Raw genomic sequence first — 17,183 nt, 5'->3', positions numbered from 1 at the left:
ATGCCTCAGACCACGCTCCGCATCGCCACCGCCGGACCCGGCCTCTACGAGTTTACCGAAGACGCCAGCCGCTTTGTGACAGCGCACGCCATCAACGAAGGGCTACTGACCTGTTTCGTGCGCCATACATCCTGCTCGCTCGTCATCCAGGAAAACGCCGATCCGGACGTCCGCCGCGATCTCGATGCATTTTTCCGCCGGCTCGTTCCGCGCAGCGACGATCCGTCCATGTCTTGGCTGTGTCATACAACGGAAGGCCCAGACGATATGCCCGCGCACATCAAGGCAGCCCTGACCGCGACCTCGCTGTCCGTCCCGGTGACGGCTGGCAAGCCGGCGCTCGGAACCTGGCAGGGGCTCTTCCTGTTCGAGCATCGCGACCGCCCGCACGAGCGGCAGATCGTTCTGCACATCAGCTGACGGCGCGGATGACGGCCGACAAAGAAACCGCACTCGATACGATGATCGGATGGTAGGCCGAATGAAGCGGGCGGCCCGAAGCACCGCCCGCCTTCTGTTGACGGCTTGAGCTGGGAGGGGTCAGCCGTCCTCGATCAGTCGATTTCCTCCGGTTCGACTCCGTCATCGGCCAGCTCGTTGATGACGTGCAGCGCGTCGACCGGCGCGGCCTGATCCTGATCTGCATCGACGGCTTGGACGGGCGGGCTGTTGCGTTCATCGCCCGCCGCCGCACCGGAGGGGTCGTCGGCGGCACGCACACGTTGCACGGCGGGCAAGATCAAGCCTGCTTGCGCGCCATCGCTGTCGGTATCGGTGCCATCGCGGAGCGGGTCGTTGGCGGCGGCCTGCGCCGAGCCGACTTCGGCGCGCCCCTGGGTCCGGCCTGTGCCAAGCTGGGCCTGCTTGCCGGCAAGAGTAGCGGGCTTGCGATGGCCGTCACTATTGATATCGCCTGCCGAAACGCGGATCCCGCCACGCGCTGCGCGATTATCGTCATCGGCCCGTGCCGGACGGGATGTCCGTCCCGGCGGTGCCGTGTCGGTGCCGCGCGTGCGGGTTACCTCGCGGGCCCGGTTGGGCACTGGAGCAGCGACCGTGTTCGCGCCGCCAACGGTACCGATAATATCCTGAATGTCGGGATCGCCATGATAGAAAATGGTGACGGTCATCGGTACGCCGCGCAGACCGGCATATTCGCCGGACGTGTTGGCGCTGTTATAGCTGCACCATCCGACGGCGTTGAGCCGGACCTGGACCTGGAAAACGTCATCCACGCGCAGAAAGTCGGCTTCGCTGCCGGCACCATTTTCGACGAATTGTTCGAGATGGTGCTCGACCGTGCGCACCGGATTGAACGGGGTCAGATCGACCAGCGCGTGCCGGTCATAGGTGGTGGGAACATCGAACGCGGCCTCGATCTGGAAGTTCTCCAAATTGTGCGTGCCGTTGAAGGAATCGACGTCGGACCCGCTGAACGTGCCGAGCGGGTAGACGTCACTCCCGTTCTCGCCCGCCATGACGATCGCATTGCCGAACAGAATCTGGGCGCGAAGCGCGCCGGCTTCTGCGTTCTGATATTGTTTGCACCAGACCTGACCGGACACCGGAATGACCGGCGTTTGCGAAACCACCCGCAGATCGCGGTCTTCCGGATCGGTCGAGCTCGACATGTTGCGAACCGCGAGATTCACCGTGGGAATGTTCGACGTGATAATGATGTCGTGGACCGGAAAGCTGAAATCGGTGTGATCGGCAAAGGCCGGTGCGGCGAGAGCCGACAGCGCGAGCCCTCCGACAAGTGTCTGTTTCAAGATCATTTACATCTCCATTGAGCGGAACCGGCCCGTCCCTCAACGAAGGCTCGGTGATAATGATCGGCTTGTGCCAATCGCAGCTGCATGCGGGGAGGTGCAGCGCGCGACGGCGTCGCGCATGGCAGTTGCAACATCATGCAACTCGGTTGCATCGGAATGCAACCCGTGAGAAGTTTTCCCGATGCGACCCTCGCTCTTTGCCGAAAAGCTCCAGCTTGTGCTGAAGTCCTTATCGATCAGCCGCACCGGGCTGGCGGCGTCATTGAATGTCGACAAGTCGCTGGTCGGGCGGTGGGCGTCGGGAGCGGTGATTCCGTCGGAACACAATATCTCCCTGCTCACCCGGTTCATCGCCGAGCGGATTGACGGGTTCACGATGCTCGACTGGGAACGCGACCTGCCGGAATTCACGGCCCGGCTGGGCCTCGCCGAAGCACCGGTCGACAATGCGATGCGGGACTGGGTGCCGGATGCGCTGATCGAAGAAGCCACGCGCGGCGCGCGCCGCCGCGCCAACGCCTATGAAGGCATCTGGCGATCAACCCGATATTCGAGCGATCTGCCCGGCCGGTTCCTCTATGATATCTCGCTGATCCGATGCAATGCAGACGGCATCATCGACTTTATTTCCGGCATTGAAGGTGTGCGCTATCGCGGCCGCGCCATGTTGTTGCAGCATCAGCTTTTCTCGATCGCTGCCGACGAAGAGGCTGTGACCATGATGTTCGGCATTTTCAACGGTGTCGCGCGTCAAAAAGCCGAAGTGCTCGATGGCCTGTCGATCGCGACATTGCGCGATGCCGGCAGCTCGCCTTTTTGCTCAGCTGTTGTCATGCATCGCATTGCGGACCTGACCGGCGATGCCGATGCCGATGTCAAACTGTTTGAGGACACCGTGTCCGCGCAGAACCCGCTCGCGCCGGAAAACGAAGTGCCGGAGGACATTCGCCGCCATCTCGCAACCACAACAATCCCCGAAGTGCCAGGTCTGATGCGTATGATGTTCCAGTCTTCCATGGCCCGCGGGCCGCAGCTCGACCCCGCATCGAGTGGCTGATCCGGCCGGCGGCACGCGTTAGACTGAACCGCATCGATTCGCGTCCAAACACGAAAGGCCGCCGCCATGTCCACAGACCGCACGCTGGGGTCGAAATCCAACCCGTCGAAATTCGATTGCTATCCGGATCTCGCCGACGACGAGCCCTATTTCGTCATCCGCGCGGACGATCCGCTGTCCAACGCGCTGGTCGAACTGCATGCTTATATCGGGGCGGGCCAGGCCGGCGCTGCGCACAACAAGCTGGCGGAAATCATGGAATTGACTCGTGACAAGCCGCCACGTCCGTCCGACAGCCCGAAATACCGCGAAACATTCGCCATCTCCTCGTCCATGGAGAAGTGGCGCGAAGGCTAGCGCCGCGTCCGGATGCGAACGGGCACCGGCGCGTAAAGCGGATAGCTGCGCGCCAGATTGAAATAATCGCCGGCCCGGTCGGCCAGCTTTCGCGCCTCGTCTTTTCCCTCGGCTTTCAGGAGCCGGGCTTGCTGTGCGAGCATGTGACCGAGTTCGCGAAGCGTACGCCGTGGCGTGGTGGTCATGGTGATCTCCCTCTTTGTATCTTCGTATACGCAGGGGATGCGGCGCCGGATTGCTGCGGCCGCTGCCTAGATTGTCGCACCCTGTGATCTAGCTCTGTCGCCGGACACGGAGCGCAACATGATCGCAATCATCGGAGCCGGCATGGCGGGGCTGGCCTGCGCGCGGCGGTTGGCGGATGCCGGCCGCGACGTGGTCGTGTTCGACAAGGGCCGCGGGATCGGCGGACGTATTGCCACCCGCCGCACCGAGTTCGGCAGCTTCGATCATGGCGCCCAGTACGCGACGGCTGAGGGCGTGGAGTTTTCCGCCTATCTGGATTCATCGGTCGCGGCAGGACGGGCCGCACGCTGGCCGGAGATCAGCGAAGGTAAAGCCCGCATCGTCGGCACGCCTGGCATGACGGCGCTGGTCAGGCCGCTGGCCATGGGCCTTGATATTCATCGCTCGACCGAACTGTCCGGTCTCTCGCGGTCCCGCGACGGTTGGCAATGCCGTCTCGCCGATCACGGGCTGGCGCGCCCGTTTGAGCAGATCGTTCTGACTGCGCCTGCGCCGCAAACGATTGAATTGCTCGGCGAGGCCGCACACCTTTTCCCGGAACTCGGTCAAACCGTATATGCGCCTTGCTGGACACTGATGGTGGCGTTCGAGACACCGCTCGCAGCAGCACCGGTCCATCGCGGCAAGGGCGCGCTTGGCTGGGCCGCGCGCAACAGCGCCAAGCCTGGGCGCGAACCGGCGTATGAGGCCTGGGTGGCGCAGGCCGGGCCGGACTGGAGCCGCCATCATCTCGAACTGGACCGCGAGGCGGCTTCCGCACGCCTTCTGGATTTGATGGCCGAAACGCTTGGCATCAACCTGCCGGAGCCGGTCTACGTCTCGGCCCACCGCTGGCGTTATGCCCGCGTCGAGCACGCGCTCGGAACACCTTTTCTGCACGAGCCGGAGCTTGGCATCGGCTTCGCCGGCGATGGGTTTCTCGGGGGCCGGATTGAGGCCGCCTTCAACAGTGGCCATTCGCTCGCCGGTCGTATGCTGGAGCAGGTTTCGTGACGCTCGAAACCCTCGATGGCCTGGCGGAAAGAAATACCGAAATCGTCAGCGGCCATCGCGCTCACGACGTTGCGCTCTGGCCGCATGCTTCCAAGGGATTCTTCAAGGTGAAGAAAGCCGCGCCGGAAATTCTTGAACGGGCAGGGCTCTAGAGCGGTTTAGCCGGCGCGCACTGCCGGCTTCAGCCAAGGCTTAACTTCCCCGAGCCAGTCGCGCTGCGCCGCGATGTCACGCCGGGTCTTCAAATCATAGCGCGCCGTCAACACGGTTTCGTCTTCCCCGGCCTCGGCGAGCAGCGCGCCGTCCGGTCCGGCAATCACGGAATGCCCGCCATAGGCGGTCTCGTCCTCAACGCCGCAGCGATTGGCCAGCACGGAATAGACTGAATTCTGCATCGCCAGAACCCGCATTTCCCATGCGAACAGATCAAGCGGTTCTCCCGCCAGATTGCAGGTCGGCGTGGCGATGATTTCAGCGCCCTGAAGCGCGCAGGCGCGATAGCATTCCGGGAAATGCCGGTCATAACAGATCACAATGCCAAGACGTCCGGCGGATGTATCGTAAACATCAAAGCCTGATCCCGGCGCATAATAGTCCTTCTCCCAGAAGCGCTCGAACTGCGCGATGTGAACCATTTTCGAAATACCGAGCAGGCTGCCATCGGCATCGAACACCGGTGAAGCATCGAAGCGTTCACCATCCTCCGCCTCGAAATAGACATTGGCGACCGTGACCAGTTCATGGGTCTTGGCCAGCGAAGCGAGCCGCTCGAATGCCGGATGATCCGCCGTCATGGCGTAAACACCGGCATCGTTTCCGCGCCGGACCGGGAAAAAGGGCGAAAGCTGAATCTCCGGAAACACCGCAAGACGCGCGCCGGCCTCGGCGGCCAGGGCCATCAGGCGGGCAGCGGTGTCCAGATTGGCCTCGATATCGGCCGACATGGCATGTTGGAGCGCGGCGAGCTTCGCCATGGAGGTCTCCCTTTCAAGAATTCACCTGAACCACTATATCCCCGTCCGCGGATCGGTTATATGCACCGCAGCAAAAGCGGCCCGGAAGGTTTCACATGCGCCTCAAAATGATGAAAGCCAAGTTGCACCGCGCCGCGGTCACTCAGGCCGACCTTCATTATGAAGGCTCGATCTCGATCGATCAGGATTTGCTGGAAGCCTCGAACATCCTGCCCTACGAGCAGGTCGACGTGCTCAACATCAACACCGGTGCGCGCTTTACCACCTACACGATCCCGGCACCGCGCGGCTCGCGCACATTCGGCATTAACGGTGCTGCGGCCCGTCTTGCCCAGGTCGGCGACCGGATTATCGTTGTGGCCTATGCCGAAATGGATGCCGCCGAAGCGGAACGTCATCAGCCGGACGTCATCGTCCTGGACGAGCAGAACCAGCCAATTGAAGCTTCTGCTGCGGCTTAGAAATTCTTAGATATTATTAGCTTAGCGTTTCCCGGACAAAAGTACCGGGAGCGTTTCATGACGTTCAGCGTCGACAAATCGATTATCGAGCCACCGGGCGTATTCCGAGCCGTCTTGCATGGCTCGAATTCCTTTGAGGTAAGCCTGGAAAACGCGAAAACGCTTGCCAAGCGGTTCCAGACACAACCGTTATACGGCGTCATTATCGATTATGCCGACTGCACGCTCGGCCATACCATGGAGCAGTATCGCGTGGTTGCCGAAGTCTTTGGAAAACGGCTGCCGAAGGGGCTGCCGTTTGCCTATGTCTACAATTCGGGTCAGCTGGCCCATGTCATGTATATGACCAAGTTGCTCAATGCGCAGGGTTTACAGGCGCGGGCTTTCGCTGATGCCGATGCCGCGTTGCAATGGAGTGTCGAGGCGGGCACGCAATGGCGCGCCCGCAAGGGACACGCAGCCTAGTCCCCGATCGCGAAGACACCCGTGATCGTCACCGACACGGTCAGCTGACCGGCGGCCACAGGCGTGTCGGCCGCAAAACTCTCGGCGCGGGCAAACATGACCGGCGGTTGCGGGCGGCCACCACCGGACTCCGAAAACTCCAGCAATCCGCCCAGCTCGATCTCCAGAGCGCCGGCATAGAGCGCGGCGGTTTCGCGCAATTCGGCGACCGCGCGCAGGCGGGCTTCACGGCGGGCCGCATCATCGTCTTCCAGCGAGAAGTTGATGCCCTGGATCTGATTGGCACCCGACGCCACCAGCGCATCGACCGTCGCCCCGAGTTCATCGAGCTCGGTCACCCGCGCGGTCACCGTATTCGTCGCCTGATAGCCTGTGATCCGGCGTTGCTCGCCGGCTGAATAGTTCGACCAGACAGGGTTGATTTGCAAGTTCGACGTCTGGATATCCTGGCGCTCAATGCCGGCTTCCGCCAGCGCTTCGAAAACGCCGTTCATGCGCCGCGAGTTGGCATTCAGCGCTTCCGCTGCGGTGCGCGCTTCGGTCACCACGCCGGACTGGACCGTCGCCATGTCCGGAACGACCTGGACTTCGCCGGTGGCGGATAGTGACAACCGGCCGGGCTCGTCCTGGGCGATCGCGGTCGCGGCCGGAACCGTCAGGGCAGTGGCAAGAATTAGGGCGCGGATCATGAAATATCTCCTGTTTCCGGGATGGAACGGGCATGTTGTGCAATAAGGCTTTGGCAAGTTTAGGGCATTGATATTCATTCCGCAGTCATCGCGGCTTGGCGATCGCGCCGCAGACCATTATGTCTCGAGGCGCACCCTTCGGGGGCCTGTAGCTCAACTGGTTAGAGCTGGCGGCTCATAACCGCTAGGTTGGGGGTTCGAGTCCCTCCGGGCCCACCAATCCAAGTCGGCTAGCCAACCGTCAGGCCATACCGGGCGCTGACCAGGATGATTCCGGCAATCTGCGTCGCGATGTGAGCGGTTACGTTGAGCAACAAGACCAGTCCTGCCAACGCAGCCGATCGCAAGATCCGGCCTGTCAGGCTTTGCGCAAGGCGGCTTCGATAAACCGTCGATGCGTCGATCAGGAAAGACAGAATTCCGATTGCGACGCCGAACAGGGAAACGGTCGCGGGCGGCATAAGCGCCATACTCGGCAGCAAGAACACCATGACAGAGGCGCTCGGGATCATCATAGAAAACCCGTAGCGCGCCCGCAGGCTGTACGTTGTCGGCCGCCCCCAGAGCGGAAACAGCGGCAGGACGAACAGGAAGATCAGCAGCTGCATCAACGGAAAAACGCCGAAAATCCAGAGCGCCGCCGTTTCGCCAAGCTGTTCGAAGGTCAGATCGCCGGTGAGGACAACACCGGATTCGCGAAAGCCTTCTGTGTAGGCCGCAACCAGAGGCGTGTCGGTGCCGATCCAGAAGAATTGGAGCAGTGAGGACACCGCGATCAATGAGAGCCAGAGACGGATTGAGGGCGTAAACCGGTCGCACCAGTTGGCATCTTCCGCAGCGGCGAAATAGTCACGAGGCGCGCGCCACAATGCAGCGATCGATTTAAGGCCGCGAATGTTCAGGCTGAATATATCGTCTGCCAGTTCGTCGAATCCGATTTTGTCCCTCATAAACTTCCCCTTGGTCGGCACTCGCCGAACCTAACCGCATACTGGGTTGAGGTATCCTGGACGGGACAAGCCGGCTCATATTCCGGGAAAGATGGGCGGCCCGAATTCCACTGTTTTTGCAGTAGACGCGAGCGGGGCGGATCGCGATATGGTCCGCCCTGGCTGATTGCTAACGATCGCGCCGCAAGCCCAGCAATGAAGTAGCGAGCTTCAACACTTCTGCCTTGAACACGCCGTCATCGCATTCTGCGATTGCCGATTGGCGCTGGTACGGGTCGGAGCGGGCGTAAAAGATTGCGCTCAACTGGTCGATCACAAAACGAGCGGCGAATTCGGGATCAGGATGCCCAATCTCGGCTTTGCGATCCAATATCATGGTGAGCAGTTTGAGATTCGCGGTGCGCTTGATGTCAGCCATGTGCGATTTCAATTCGGGATGGTTGGCCATGACGAGTGCGGCGGCGAGCTTCGAAGCGCCGCCGGCACGCAATTGATGCAAACGCAATTCGATGAACCCTTCGAGCAGGTCGCGAAGGCTCGCGTCCTTCCAGCGTTCATCGTCCGCCACCTGCTGATTGAGATCCTCAATGCTGCGCGTCATGCGGTGAAAGACAGCGTAGAAGAGCGCTTTTCTGTCCTTGAAGTGGTGGTAGAAGGAGCCGATCGAGCTGCCGGCGCGCCGTGCAATTTCGGCAACCGTTGCGCCGTCCAGACCTTTCTCGACAATCAGATTCTCGGCCGCGTCCAGCAACGCATTTTGGGTCCGCTCTCCGCGTGACTGCTGGCTGTCGCGCCGCCAATGCAGGTCGGATATCCACCGGTTTTCACTCATGTGCCGCCCAGCCCTGTTCTTCCTCCTGCTTCTTGACACGCACCTCATTGACCGTCAAAACAGAACTAGAATACTAATTCTGATATTGACCCATTGTCGGGGCCTGAACGGCTCCCGCTGTTGGTCGCGTACAATCCCGATACTTTAGGAAGGTCTCACCATGTCCGATCACTCCTCCCGCAAGCGATTGCCGGCAACAGCGATGGAGGCCGTCGAGGGCCTCGATCTAGGTGACCGCTTGTACGTGGTGACCGGGGCTTATTCGGGATTGGGCGCCACCACCACACGTGCCTTGCTGTCGGCCGGGGCGAAAGTCGTTGTTGCGGGACGGAATGTCGACTCCCAGGCGGCGTTCGTCGCCGGACTCACCTCGCCGGGGAATGCGAAGGCGACGGCGATAGACCAATCGAAGATTGACGCCCGCCACACGCTGGATCTCGGCAGCCTGGCATCCGTCCGGGCGTTCGCCGACCACCTCAACGGGACCTATGACCGTATCGATGGGCTGATCAACAATGCCGGCGTTATGAACACGCCTCCCGGGGTGACATCGGACGGGTTCGAGATCCAGATGGGCACTAATGTCATTGGCCATTTCCTGCTCGCCAAGCAGGTCGTCGACATCACGCGCCGTCAGGTCTGGTTATCGTCTCGCGGACACACGCTTTACGGCGATCCGCCGGGCAATCATGACCTCAAGAAAGCGCCGCGGATCAATCTCGGCGCCATTGAGAACGTTGACCTCGATGCCTACGATTCCTGGCCGCGATATCAGCAATCCAAGCTTGGCGATATACTCCTCGCAAAGGAATTTGCTGCCCGCTATCCGAAGCTGAAGACGTGCGCCGTCCATCCCGGCGTTGTCCGCACCAATCTTAGTCGTCACATGTCGATTGGGACGATGATCCGCTTCATTCTCGCTGGGATCATGGGCAATGGTGCGCCAATCATCACCCCCGACCAGGGAGCACGGACCCAAATATGGTGCGCAGTCATGCCGGAAAGCGAACTGGTCAATGGCGGGTACTACGCCGACTGCAAGGTCGAGCCGGCGGCAGATGCGGCCAACAATATGGATGATGCCAGGCAGCTCTTCGATTTCTGCGATCGGGTGACGGCGGACTTCCAAAACTAGTCATCGACTGTTTGGCGAGCCGTTCGCCCGTTTCTCAATTGGGTGCCATCCATGAACCTGCAGCGCATCAACCTCGCCGCACTCGTTCTCCTGTTGGGATTTCACGCATTCTATCAGGCAAGCTTCTTCACTCAGCTTGCGATGAACCCAGGCCAAATACTCGAAAGCAATGGGATTTCGGCCGACCTGGCCCTCAACCTGGCAGGCCTGCTGACACTGGTGAGCGCGGGTCAGGCGCTTTTGGTCGTATTGAGCCTGCTGGCAATCGCTTGGACTCTTGGCGGTAACCGCGCCGGCGCGGTTACCGGTTCTGTTGTGGGCGCCTATTTTCTGGGCATCGGCATTGCACTCTATTTCAGCCGCGATGGCGTGCTGGATCAGTACGTGATTGTGGATATCGCGCGGGGAGCACTTACCCTGCTGTTGGCGGGTATCGATTGGTCAATTCGGCTTGGGCAAAAAAGCCCGAACGATTGAAGGGGCCTTGCAGTAATCCCATTATCCACTGCAAATGGGCAGGCCCGAAAGCCCGCCCTTCTTGGCAGACGCCAACCGCCCGCACCTAAAACCGGTGCCGCACCGTCAGGCGGGCATTCAGCGGCTCGCCGGTCGAGATGTTGTCGTTCGAGTGCGCGTCGGGGAAATAGTCCTCGTCGAGCAGATTCTCGATATTCAGCTGAAGGCGGGTGTCGTCGGAGAGGTCATAGAAGACGGCGGCATCGAGACGGACATAATCCGGCACCAGCACGCTGTTGTCCTCGCCCACGAAATATTCGTCCTGATAGGACGCGCCGCCGCCGATCGCGAGCCTGTCGTTGACCTGATACTGGGTCCAGAGCGAGAGCATGTTTTCAGGTGTCTGGCGCGAACGATTGCCATCGAATGCGCCGCCTTCGACCTCGCCGTCGAGATAGGAGTAGCCAGCACTGATGAACCAGTTATCGGTCAGATCACCGATGATCTGGACCTCAAACCCGTCCGTGGTGCTGCCCGGCACCGTCGTGACGATAGACGCATCGTCCGGGTCGACGGTGGTGAAGAGGCCTTGTTCCAGGCGGAAGGCCGCAACCGTCAGGCTCAGCATGGGATGGATGTCCCACTTCACGCCGACTTCGCGGTTCTCGAAGCTTTGCGGGCGGATATCTTCGGTCGTCGTCGACAGCGTCAGGAATTGGTCGCCTGCGCTTGGAAGGAAGGTTTCCGAATAGCTCGCATAGATCGAGACATTCTCGGCCGGCTTGTAGATGAAACCGAAGCGCGGCGAGATCTCGTCATCGACGCGGCCGCGGCGGCCGTCATCCGTCGGCGAGACCGCCCGAAGATCGAGCACCGACACATCGAACCGGTCGAGACGGGCGCCCAGGATGAGCTTGAAATTATCGGTCAGGTCGATCTGGTCCTGAATGTAGAACGAGGTGAAGCTGACCTCGGATTCCCGGTCCCGCACCGGCACGACAAAGCCGAAGGCGGGAATATTCAACGGATCGGTGAACGGGATCGTGACCCGATCGTCATTGCTGACGCCGAAAAAGCTGTCGAGGCGCGCATTTGCGGTGTCCTGATCGCCGTATTCTGCCCCGATAAGCAGGGTGTGACCGATGCCGCCCGTGTCGAACTCCGCAATCAGATTGCCCTGCAGGATGAGGTTCTGACGCGTGGTGGTATCGCGGTAACCATCGAGCGTGACGGTATTGGCGCCTTGGTCAAACCCGGCTGGATAGAGGTTCTGATAGATCTTGTCGTAATCGGCATATTGCAGGGTGAGATTGCCGCGCAGCCTGTCCGAAAAGCTGTGATCCAGCCGGCCCCGGAGAATGTTCGCTTCCAGCCGCGTCGCGTTTCGGTCCGGCGATCCGAAGAAGGTGTTGTTGAAGCCTTCCAGCGGCACGTCGGGGCCTCCGGCGACGGAGACGGACGGCACACCCCGGTCCACGACGCGGTCGTCATTCAGATACTCGTACGACAGGACCAGCGAGGTCTGCGGCGTCAGCTCGGTGCCGAAGGTCGGGTTCACGCCGAAGCGGGTGCCTTCGTAAGCGTCGCGATGATTGTTCAGCTCTTCAGCGAACGCATTCAGCCGGAAAGCTGAATTCGCGCCGGCGACCAGATTGGTATCGGCTGTCACCAGGGCCGAGCCGAACGTATCGACGCTGGCCGTGAGGCCGGTGAACCGCTCGTCGAGCACAGGTTCTTTCGATACGCGGTTGATCACGCCGCCGCCACCGCCACGGCCGAACAACAGGGCGTTAGACCCGCGCAGGATTTCGATCTGTTCGATATTGTAGAGCGGGCGGTAATATTGGACGTCGTCACGAACGCCGTTGAGGAAGAAGTCTGCAGTCGTCTGGTTGCCACGAATGATGATTGCATCGCGATGGCCTTCGCCCTGGCTCACCGCGAGGCCGGGCGTGAAACGCAGCACGTCGCCAATGCTGGTGAAAGCCTGGTTCTCAATCTGCTCCTCGGTGATGATCGACAGGCTCTGCGGCACGTCGATAATTGGGGTCGGCGTCTTTACCGCATTCAGCTGATCAAGCGAGAGATAGTGGCCGATCACCGTCACCGTATCGGTGGCCGCGGCGGTCTGAGCCAGAGCCGGACCGGCGGATAAGCTTGAGGCAAACAGAGTTGTCGCCAGGAGCGAGACCTTGAACTTCATAACGCGTGACCCCGTGCGTTCTTGATAATGATTTGCAGCTCTATCAGGCGGCTAAGCGCTTTCAAGAATTATTCGCATTATCAATTGCAGCGCGGCCGAGGTGAGGATTTCGTGCAACGGACCAGAGGAACCAAAAAATCGCGAATCCCCCTTGGCTTCGTGCGGGTATGCCCTAACTCGCCGGCTATGTGCGAATCATTCCGATTTGCTCAACTTGTTTTGCGAGGAAAACATGAAGCCGATACTTCTTGGTAGCGTGAGTCTTTTGCTGGCGGGCGCGGCATCAGCGCAAGATTACGGTTACAGCGGTGACACAGGGCCGGAAAACTGGGGCGGTGTCTGTGCGACCGGCATCCAGCAATCCCCGATCGATCTGACGATGGCGATTGAGGCGGACGGCATCATGCCGGCGATCGCCTGGACGCAGGCTGAAACGGTCGAACTGACGCGCAACAGCCTCAACTTCACGGCCCATACCGATGCCGGCGCGCTGATCCTCAACGGGGTCCGTTACGATTTGATCCAATTCCACTTCCACTCCTTGAGCGAGCACACTGTGGACGGCAAAGCCTTTCCGCTGGAAGTGCACTTCGTGCACGCTTCGGATGACGGCGATCTCGCGGTGGTCGGCATGTTCTACGAAGAAGGCGCGGAGAATGCCGAGCTCGCCGCGCTGTGGAATGCAATCCCGGCCGAGGGCGAGACCGGCACGGTGTCGGGCCTCGACCTGACCAACTTCCTGCCAGCCGATCATGCCGGTTTCCGTTATTCCGGTTCGCTGACCACGCCGCCGTGCTCGGAGATTGTGGCCTGGACGGTTCTGGCCGAGCCGCTCGAAGCCTCTTCGGCCCAGATCGAAGCCTATCGCGGCCTGTTCGGCGACACGGCGCGCCCGGTGCAGCCGCATAATCGCCGCTTCGTGCTGGAAAACGACTAGCCGGACTCGCCTCCGGCGCTGACTGCATTAATCTCCCCGGGACATTCATCCCGGGGAGATTTTTTATGCGCCACGTCATGATTGCTGCCATTGCGCTCGGCCTGCCGTCGATCGCCATCGCCCAGACCGCCCCGCCCGGCGAAGTGCTTGCCGTCCACGACATCGTGGCCGAAGTGTCCGCCGACCGCATCGAGAGCGACATCCAGACGCTCGTTGATTTCGGCACCCGCCATACCCTGTCGGACACGGAAAGCGAGACCCGCGGCATCGGCGCTGCGCGGCGCTGGATCTTCGACGAGTTCGAGCGCATCTCGGCGGACTGTGGAGGCTGCCTCGACGTGGTCTACGTTTCCGACACGATTGAAGGTGAGCCTCGCATCCCTTGGGCAACCGAAGTGGTCTCAGTGCTTGCCATCCAGCGCGGAACGCTTGAGCCGGACCGCTATGTGATGATGGCGGGCGATATCGACAGCCGTGTCACCAACCCTCTGAATTTCGAATGGGACAGCCCCGGCGCCAATGACAATGCCTCGGGTCTTGCCGGCGTCATTGAGGCGGCGCGTGTCCTCTCACAGCGTGAGTTTGCCGGCTCTATCATCTATGCGGCCCTGGCGGGCGAAGAGCAGGGCCTGTTCGGCGGCCAAATCGTGGCTGCCCATGCGCTCGAACAGGGATGGCGCATCAAGGCGGTTCTGAACAATGACATGATCGGCAATATCGCCGGCATTGACGGCGTCATCGACAACTCCACCGCGCGCATCTTCTCCGAAGGCACCCGGTCCAATGAAACGCCGGCCGAAGCCATCACACGCCGCTTCCAGGGTGGCGAAGTCGACAGCCCGTCGCGCAACCTGGCGCGTTTCATCGATCGCGTCGCCGACCAGTACATTCCCAATCTCGACACCATGCTGGTTTACCGGCTCGACCGCTTCCGGCGTGGTGGACACCACCGCCCGTTCAATGATGTCGGGATGCCCGGCGTTCGGATCATGGAGGTGCACGAGCATTATGACCGCCAGCACCAGGATCTTCGCAATGAGGACGGCCGCCACTACGGGGACACGATCGAGTTCGTGGATTTCGATTATGCCGCCAAGCTGACCTCGCTTAACGCCGCGGCGCTTGCGCTGATGGCCGGCGCGCCGCCCTTCCCGGCGAATGTCGAAATCGAGGGCGCCGTCTCGCCGGACACCACGCTGCGCTGGTCGGCGCCCGACCCGGCGGCTGCGGCCAATCTCGCCGGCTATCGCGTCTACTGGCGTTACACCGACCAGCCGCAATGGCAGTTCTCGCGCTTCGTCGGCAATGTCACCGAATACACGCTGGAGAATGTCGTCATCGACAATTACTATTTCGGCGTCGCCTCGGTCGCCGCGGACGGGTCGGAAAGCCCGGTGGTCTTCCCTGGCCCGATGGGCAGTTTCGGGGATTAGCGCCTGCCGACCGTGTAATCCGCGGTGTGCTCGGCCATCAGCGCGCCCATCTCCAGCGGAATCTCGCGCAACTCCATCGCCACGAATTCATCCGCCTGGTCGGCATAATGCGGTGAGGATTCGTCCAGCGTCGCCGATCCGAACTGGTGGATCGCGCGGCTGCGTAGCGCGCCCTCCACATCCCATTCCACGGCCATGATGTAGGTGTCGCCGGCGACCCCTTCGAAACGTCCATCATCGTTGAGGGCGTGGCAGCCGCAATAGATCGCCCGGAGAATATCCGGTCCGCCATCGACCGGCGTATCGAATTCGCCGCGCACATGCCGGTTGACCGTGCCCCATTCCGGATCCAGCCGGCCATAATGATCCATCAGATCGCGCGCCGACTGCCCCAGCGCTTCGGCCGGATCGCAGGTCCAGGGCCGCAAATCGTGACGGTTTTCGATGCACTTGATTGCCACCAGCACGCCCAGGGCAGCCGAACGATTGGCGATATCGGCCGAGAAATCCCAGCCGCGCAGCACACGCTGCGCTTCGATCAGCAGCGGATTATCGTCGAGATCCATCGCCAGCAATTCCGATACGAGTCGTACCGTCGGCGAATCCGGCGCGTAGCGCAGATCGAATTTGTAGGCGAGCAGCTCGGAATCGCTGATGGACGGGTCAGCATCCAGAAGCGCCAGCAGCCGCTGACCCCGATTGGTCATCTCGGCTTCAATACCAAAGCTTGCTGCGAAATCCGCCGCGGAGGCATCCTCGTCGGGAGAGGTCGCCCGGAACGGCGTATTGTTCGCATTGGCAACAAAGCCCGCCTCGGGATCGATCACGGCGGGCAGGTCTGCTATCGGGGCATACTCTGTCCAGATCAGTTCGGACCGGTCGCCGGGCAGGTATTCCTGCCAGTCGTAACCGTCCGCCCGCAGCGGCATGCGCGCATTGTAGAGATAGGCGATACGGCCTTCTCGGTCGGCATAGACCGTATTGAGACTGGTAATGGCGCGCATCTCCATCGCCGCCATCCAGTCGTCGAAGCCGCTGGCGCGGTTCATCCGGTACCACTGCTCGACGGCCCGGATCTCGTCGAACCCGGAATAGCGTACGGCGTAGGTGCCGTGTGGGCGTCGGATCACGGGACCGTGCGCTGACCACAGAAGTTCGCGCTTGAATACCCAGGAAAAGGGGCCGAACAAGTGCACGCGCAGATCCGCCGTGCCGGTCTCGAAATCCACCCAATCCCCGTCCAGCCGGTACTGGTTGTCATCATCCGGATTGATTTCCAGGACATATATATCGGCCAGATCGGGATGGTTCACCGTGTGGGCCCAGCCGAGATCGCGATTGTGCCCGTGCAGCACCAGCGGCGCGCCGGGAAAGGTGCCGCCGGCGGCATTCCAGCCTGCTTCGCTTCGGACGCGGATCTCGTACCAGGCCACGGGGCCGGTGAAGGGCTGGTGCGAGTTGACGATCAGCCGCGTTGCGCCGTCCGACGAACGTGACGGAGCGATGGCGATCGCATTCGAGCCAAGCTCCGGATTGGTCCCGTCGATGACATGCCAAGCCGTATCGCGCTCACCGATGGAAACGGTGCGTTGGCGCTCATCCGCGAACAGTTCGGCCAGGTCCGCGTCCAGCCCGTACATGAAGGGGGTGCGCAATACGAATCCCGCCACGATGTCTTCACCGGTAAGCGGCAGAACGCCGGCGCGGACCCGGGATTCGTTTTCCAGTGCCCAGGCATTGAATCCGGCGGCATAGCCCTCGAGCAGGGCACGCGTGTCATCCGACAAGTCCCGCGCATATCGGTCGGCCACGGTTTCGTTGATACGCAGCAGGCGGACGATATAGTCGGTCGGGGCCGCGGCCTGGCCGTCATAGCGCGCCAGCTGGCCGCGGGCCGCCAGCAGGGTGGTTTCAATCGTCTCCCAATCGTCCTCGGCATGGGCCCACGCCAGACCGTAAGCCACATCGGCGTCACGGGCCCCGAAAATGTGCGGCACGCCATAGGCGTCACGCACGATGCGGGCGGCGTATCGCGCACTGGCGGTATGGACCGCGTCCCGGTCGGGGCCGGGCGGTGCAGGGGTCCAGGCCATCGCTGCGAGAATGGCGAGTGCGAAAACGATCGCACCGCCGCCAAGCCATAACAATCGCCGCATGCCGTCCCTCCCGTGGGGGACAAAATAGCGCATTGAACTCCGGCGTCAGCCTTCGATTTTCCCA

At 61.4% G+C, this 17,183-nt stretch carries 19 protein-coding genes and 1 tRNA gene; 12 read left to right on the top strand and 8 right to left on the bottom strand.

The window, feature by feature from the left end; genetic code table 11:
- The gene (locus ACO08C_RS03670; protein WP_421787657.1) at positions 1–420 is read left to right on the top strand and encodes a secondary thiamine-phosphate synthase enzyme YjbQ; all 420 of its coding nucleotides are present in this window, start codon (positions 1–3) and stop codon (positions 418–420) included.
- Between the two features lie 134 nt (positions 421–554).
- On the opposite strand, the gene ACO08C_RS03665 is transcribed toward ACO08C_RS03670, so the two are convergent.
- A complete protein-coding gene (locus ACO08C_RS03665) occupies positions 555–1,778 on the bottom strand; it encodes a hypothetical protein (protein WP_421787656.1) in 1,224 nt (407 codons plus the stop codon).
- 178 nt (positions 1,779–1,956) lie between these two features.
- Between ACO08C_RS03665 and ACO08C_RS03660 the strand changes: the two genes are divergently transcribed.
- Together ACO08C_RS03660 and ACO08C_RS03655 are read left to right on the top strand one after the other, a co-directional pair.
- Entirely contained in the window at positions 1,957–2,832 is an 876-nt protein-coding gene (locus ACO08C_RS03660; protein ID WP_421787655.1) for a hypothetical protein, read from the top strand.
- Between the two features lie 66 nt (positions 2,833–2,898).
- Complete coding sequence (locus ACO08C_RS03655; RefSeq protein WP_421787654.1) at positions 2,899–3,189, top strand: aspartate decarboxylase; 291 nt, start codon at positions 2,899–2,901, stop codon at positions 3,187–3,189.
- On the opposite strand, the gene ACO08C_RS03650 is transcribed toward ACO08C_RS03655, so the two are convergent.
- On the bottom strand, positions 3,186–3,374 hold the full coding sequence (locus tag ACO08C_RS03650; RefSeq protein ID WP_421787653.1) for a hypothetical protein: 189 nt from the start codon (positions 3,372–3,374) through the stop codon (positions 3,186–3,188). The two genes, ACO08C_RS03655 and ACO08C_RS03650, sit on opposite strands and share 4 nt — an antisense overlap.
- 118 nt (positions 3,375–3,492) lie before the next feature.
- On the opposite strand from ACO08C_RS03650, the gene ACO08C_RS03645 reads away from it, so the two are divergent.
- Both ACO08C_RS03645 and ACO08C_RS03640 read left to right on the top strand, forming a co-directional pair.
- Positions 3,493–4,428, top strand: a complete 936-nt coding sequence (locus ACO08C_RS03645; protein WP_421787652.1) for an NAD(P)/FAD-dependent oxidoreductase — start codon at positions 3,493–3,495, stop codon at positions 4,426–4,428.
- Complete coding sequence (locus ACO08C_RS03640) at positions 4,425–4,580, top strand: hypothetical protein (RefSeq protein ID WP_421787651.1); 156 nt, start codon at positions 4,425–4,427, stop codon at positions 4,578–4,580. The genes ACO08C_RS03645 and ACO08C_RS03640 overlap by 4 nt, the downstream gene beginning before the upstream one ends.
- A 6-nt stretch (positions 4,581–4,586) precedes the next feature.
- Here ACO08C_RS03640 and ACO08C_RS03635 read toward each other — a convergent pair whose 3' ends face one another.
- Positions 4,587–5,402 carry a carbon-nitrogen hydrolase family protein gene (locus ACO08C_RS03635; RefSeq protein ID WP_421787649.1) on the bottom strand — a complete coding sequence of 272 codons (816 nt, stop codon included), beginning with the start codon at positions 5,400–5,402 and terminating at the stop codon, positions 4,587–4,589.
- Positions 5,403–5,497: 95 nt separating this feature from the next.
- On the opposite strand from ACO08C_RS03635, the gene panD reads away from it, so the two are divergent.
- Complete coding sequence (gene panD / locus ACO08C_RS03630; protein WP_421787648.1) at positions 5,498–5,863, top strand: aspartate 1-decarboxylase; 366 nt, start codon at positions 5,498–5,500, stop codon at positions 5,861–5,863.
- Between the two features lie 57 nt (positions 5,864–5,920).
- Entirely contained in the window at positions 5,921–6,328 is a 408-nt protein-coding gene (locus tag ACO08C_RS03625; RefSeq protein ID WP_421787646.1) for a hypothetical protein, read from the top strand.
- Here the strand turns inward: ACO08C_RS03625 and ACO08C_RS03620 are convergent.
- Entirely contained in the window at positions 6,325–7,017 is a 693-nt protein-coding gene (locus tag ACO08C_RS03620) for an SIMPL domain-containing protein (RefSeq protein WP_421787644.1), read from the bottom strand. The genes ACO08C_RS03625 and ACO08C_RS03620 overlap by 4 nt on opposite strands.
- Positions 7,018–7,159: 142 nt before the next feature.
- Here ACO08C_RS03620 and ACO08C_RS03615 point away from each other — a divergent pair.
- Positions 7,160–7,236: transfer RNA gene (locus tag ACO08C_RS03615), tRNA-Ile, on the top strand.
- An 11-nt stretch (positions 7,237–7,247) separates the two neighbouring features.
- On the opposite strand, the gene ACO08C_RS03610 is transcribed toward ACO08C_RS03615, so the two are convergent.
- Positions 7,248–7,967: a hypothetical protein gene (locus tag ACO08C_RS03610; RefSeq protein WP_421787643.1), complete on the bottom strand. Its 720-nt coding sequence runs from the start codon at positions 7,965–7,967 to the stop codon at positions 7,248–7,250.
- Between the two features lie 169 nt (positions 7,968–8,136).
- Entirely contained in the window at positions 8,137–8,799 is a 663-nt protein-coding gene (locus ACO08C_RS03605) for a TetR/AcrR family transcriptional regulator (protein ID WP_421787641.1), read from the bottom strand.
- A 160-nt stretch (positions 8,800–8,959) separates the two neighbouring features.
- Between ACO08C_RS03605 and ACO08C_RS03600 the strand changes: the two genes are divergently transcribed.
- On the top strand, positions 8,960–9,934 hold the full coding sequence (locus ACO08C_RS03600; protein WP_421787639.1) for an SDR family NAD(P)-dependent oxidoreductase: 975 nt from the start codon (positions 8,960–8,962) through the stop codon (positions 9,932–9,934).
- Positions 9,935–9,985: 51 nt separating this feature from the next.
- Entirely contained in the window at positions 9,986–10,411 is a 426-nt protein-coding gene (locus ACO08C_RS03595; RefSeq protein WP_421787637.1) for a hypothetical protein, read from the top strand.
- Positions 10,412–10,496: 85 nt separating this feature from the next.
- Here the strand turns inward: ACO08C_RS03595 and ACO08C_RS03590 are convergent, their stop codons facing one another.
- The gene (locus ACO08C_RS03590) at positions 10,497–12,593 is read right to left on the bottom strand and encodes a TonB-dependent receptor (RefSeq protein WP_421787635.1); all 2,097 of its coding nucleotides are present in this window, start codon (positions 12,591–12,593) and stop codon (positions 10,497–10,499) included.
- 232 nt (positions 12,594–12,825) lie between these two features.
- Here ACO08C_RS03590 and ACO08C_RS03585 point away from each other — a divergent pair, with 232 nt between their 5' ends.
- Together ACO08C_RS03585 and ACO08C_RS03580 are read left to right on the top strand one after the other, a co-directional pair.
- Positions 12,826–13,530, top strand: coding sequence for a carbonic anhydrase (locus tag ACO08C_RS03585; RefSeq protein WP_421787633.1), 705 nt, complete (start codon positions 12,826–12,828; stop codon positions 13,528–13,530).
- Between the two features lie 65 nt (positions 13,531–13,595).
- Positions 13,596–14,963: a M28 family metallopeptidase gene (locus ACO08C_RS03580; protein WP_421787631.1), complete on the top strand. Its 1,368-nt coding sequence runs from the start codon at positions 13,596–13,598 to the stop codon at positions 14,961–14,963.
- Here the strand turns inward: ACO08C_RS03580 and ACO08C_RS03575 are convergent.
- Entirely contained in the window at positions 14,960–17,119 is a 2,160-nt protein-coding gene (locus ACO08C_RS03575; RefSeq protein ID WP_421787630.1) for an acylase, read from the bottom strand. The two genes, ACO08C_RS03580 and ACO08C_RS03575, sit on opposite strands and share 4 nt — an antisense overlap.
- Between the last annotated feature and the right edge of the window lie 64 nt (positions 17,120–17,183).

Origin of the sequence: Hyphobacterium sp., assembly GCF_965229905.1 — a bacterium.
In the GTDB taxonomy this organism is placed as follows: Bacteria; Pseudomonadota; Alphaproteobacteria; order Caulobacterales; family Maricaulaceae; genus Hyphobacterium.
This window is presented reverse-complemented; position numbering and strand designations above follow the sequence as displayed.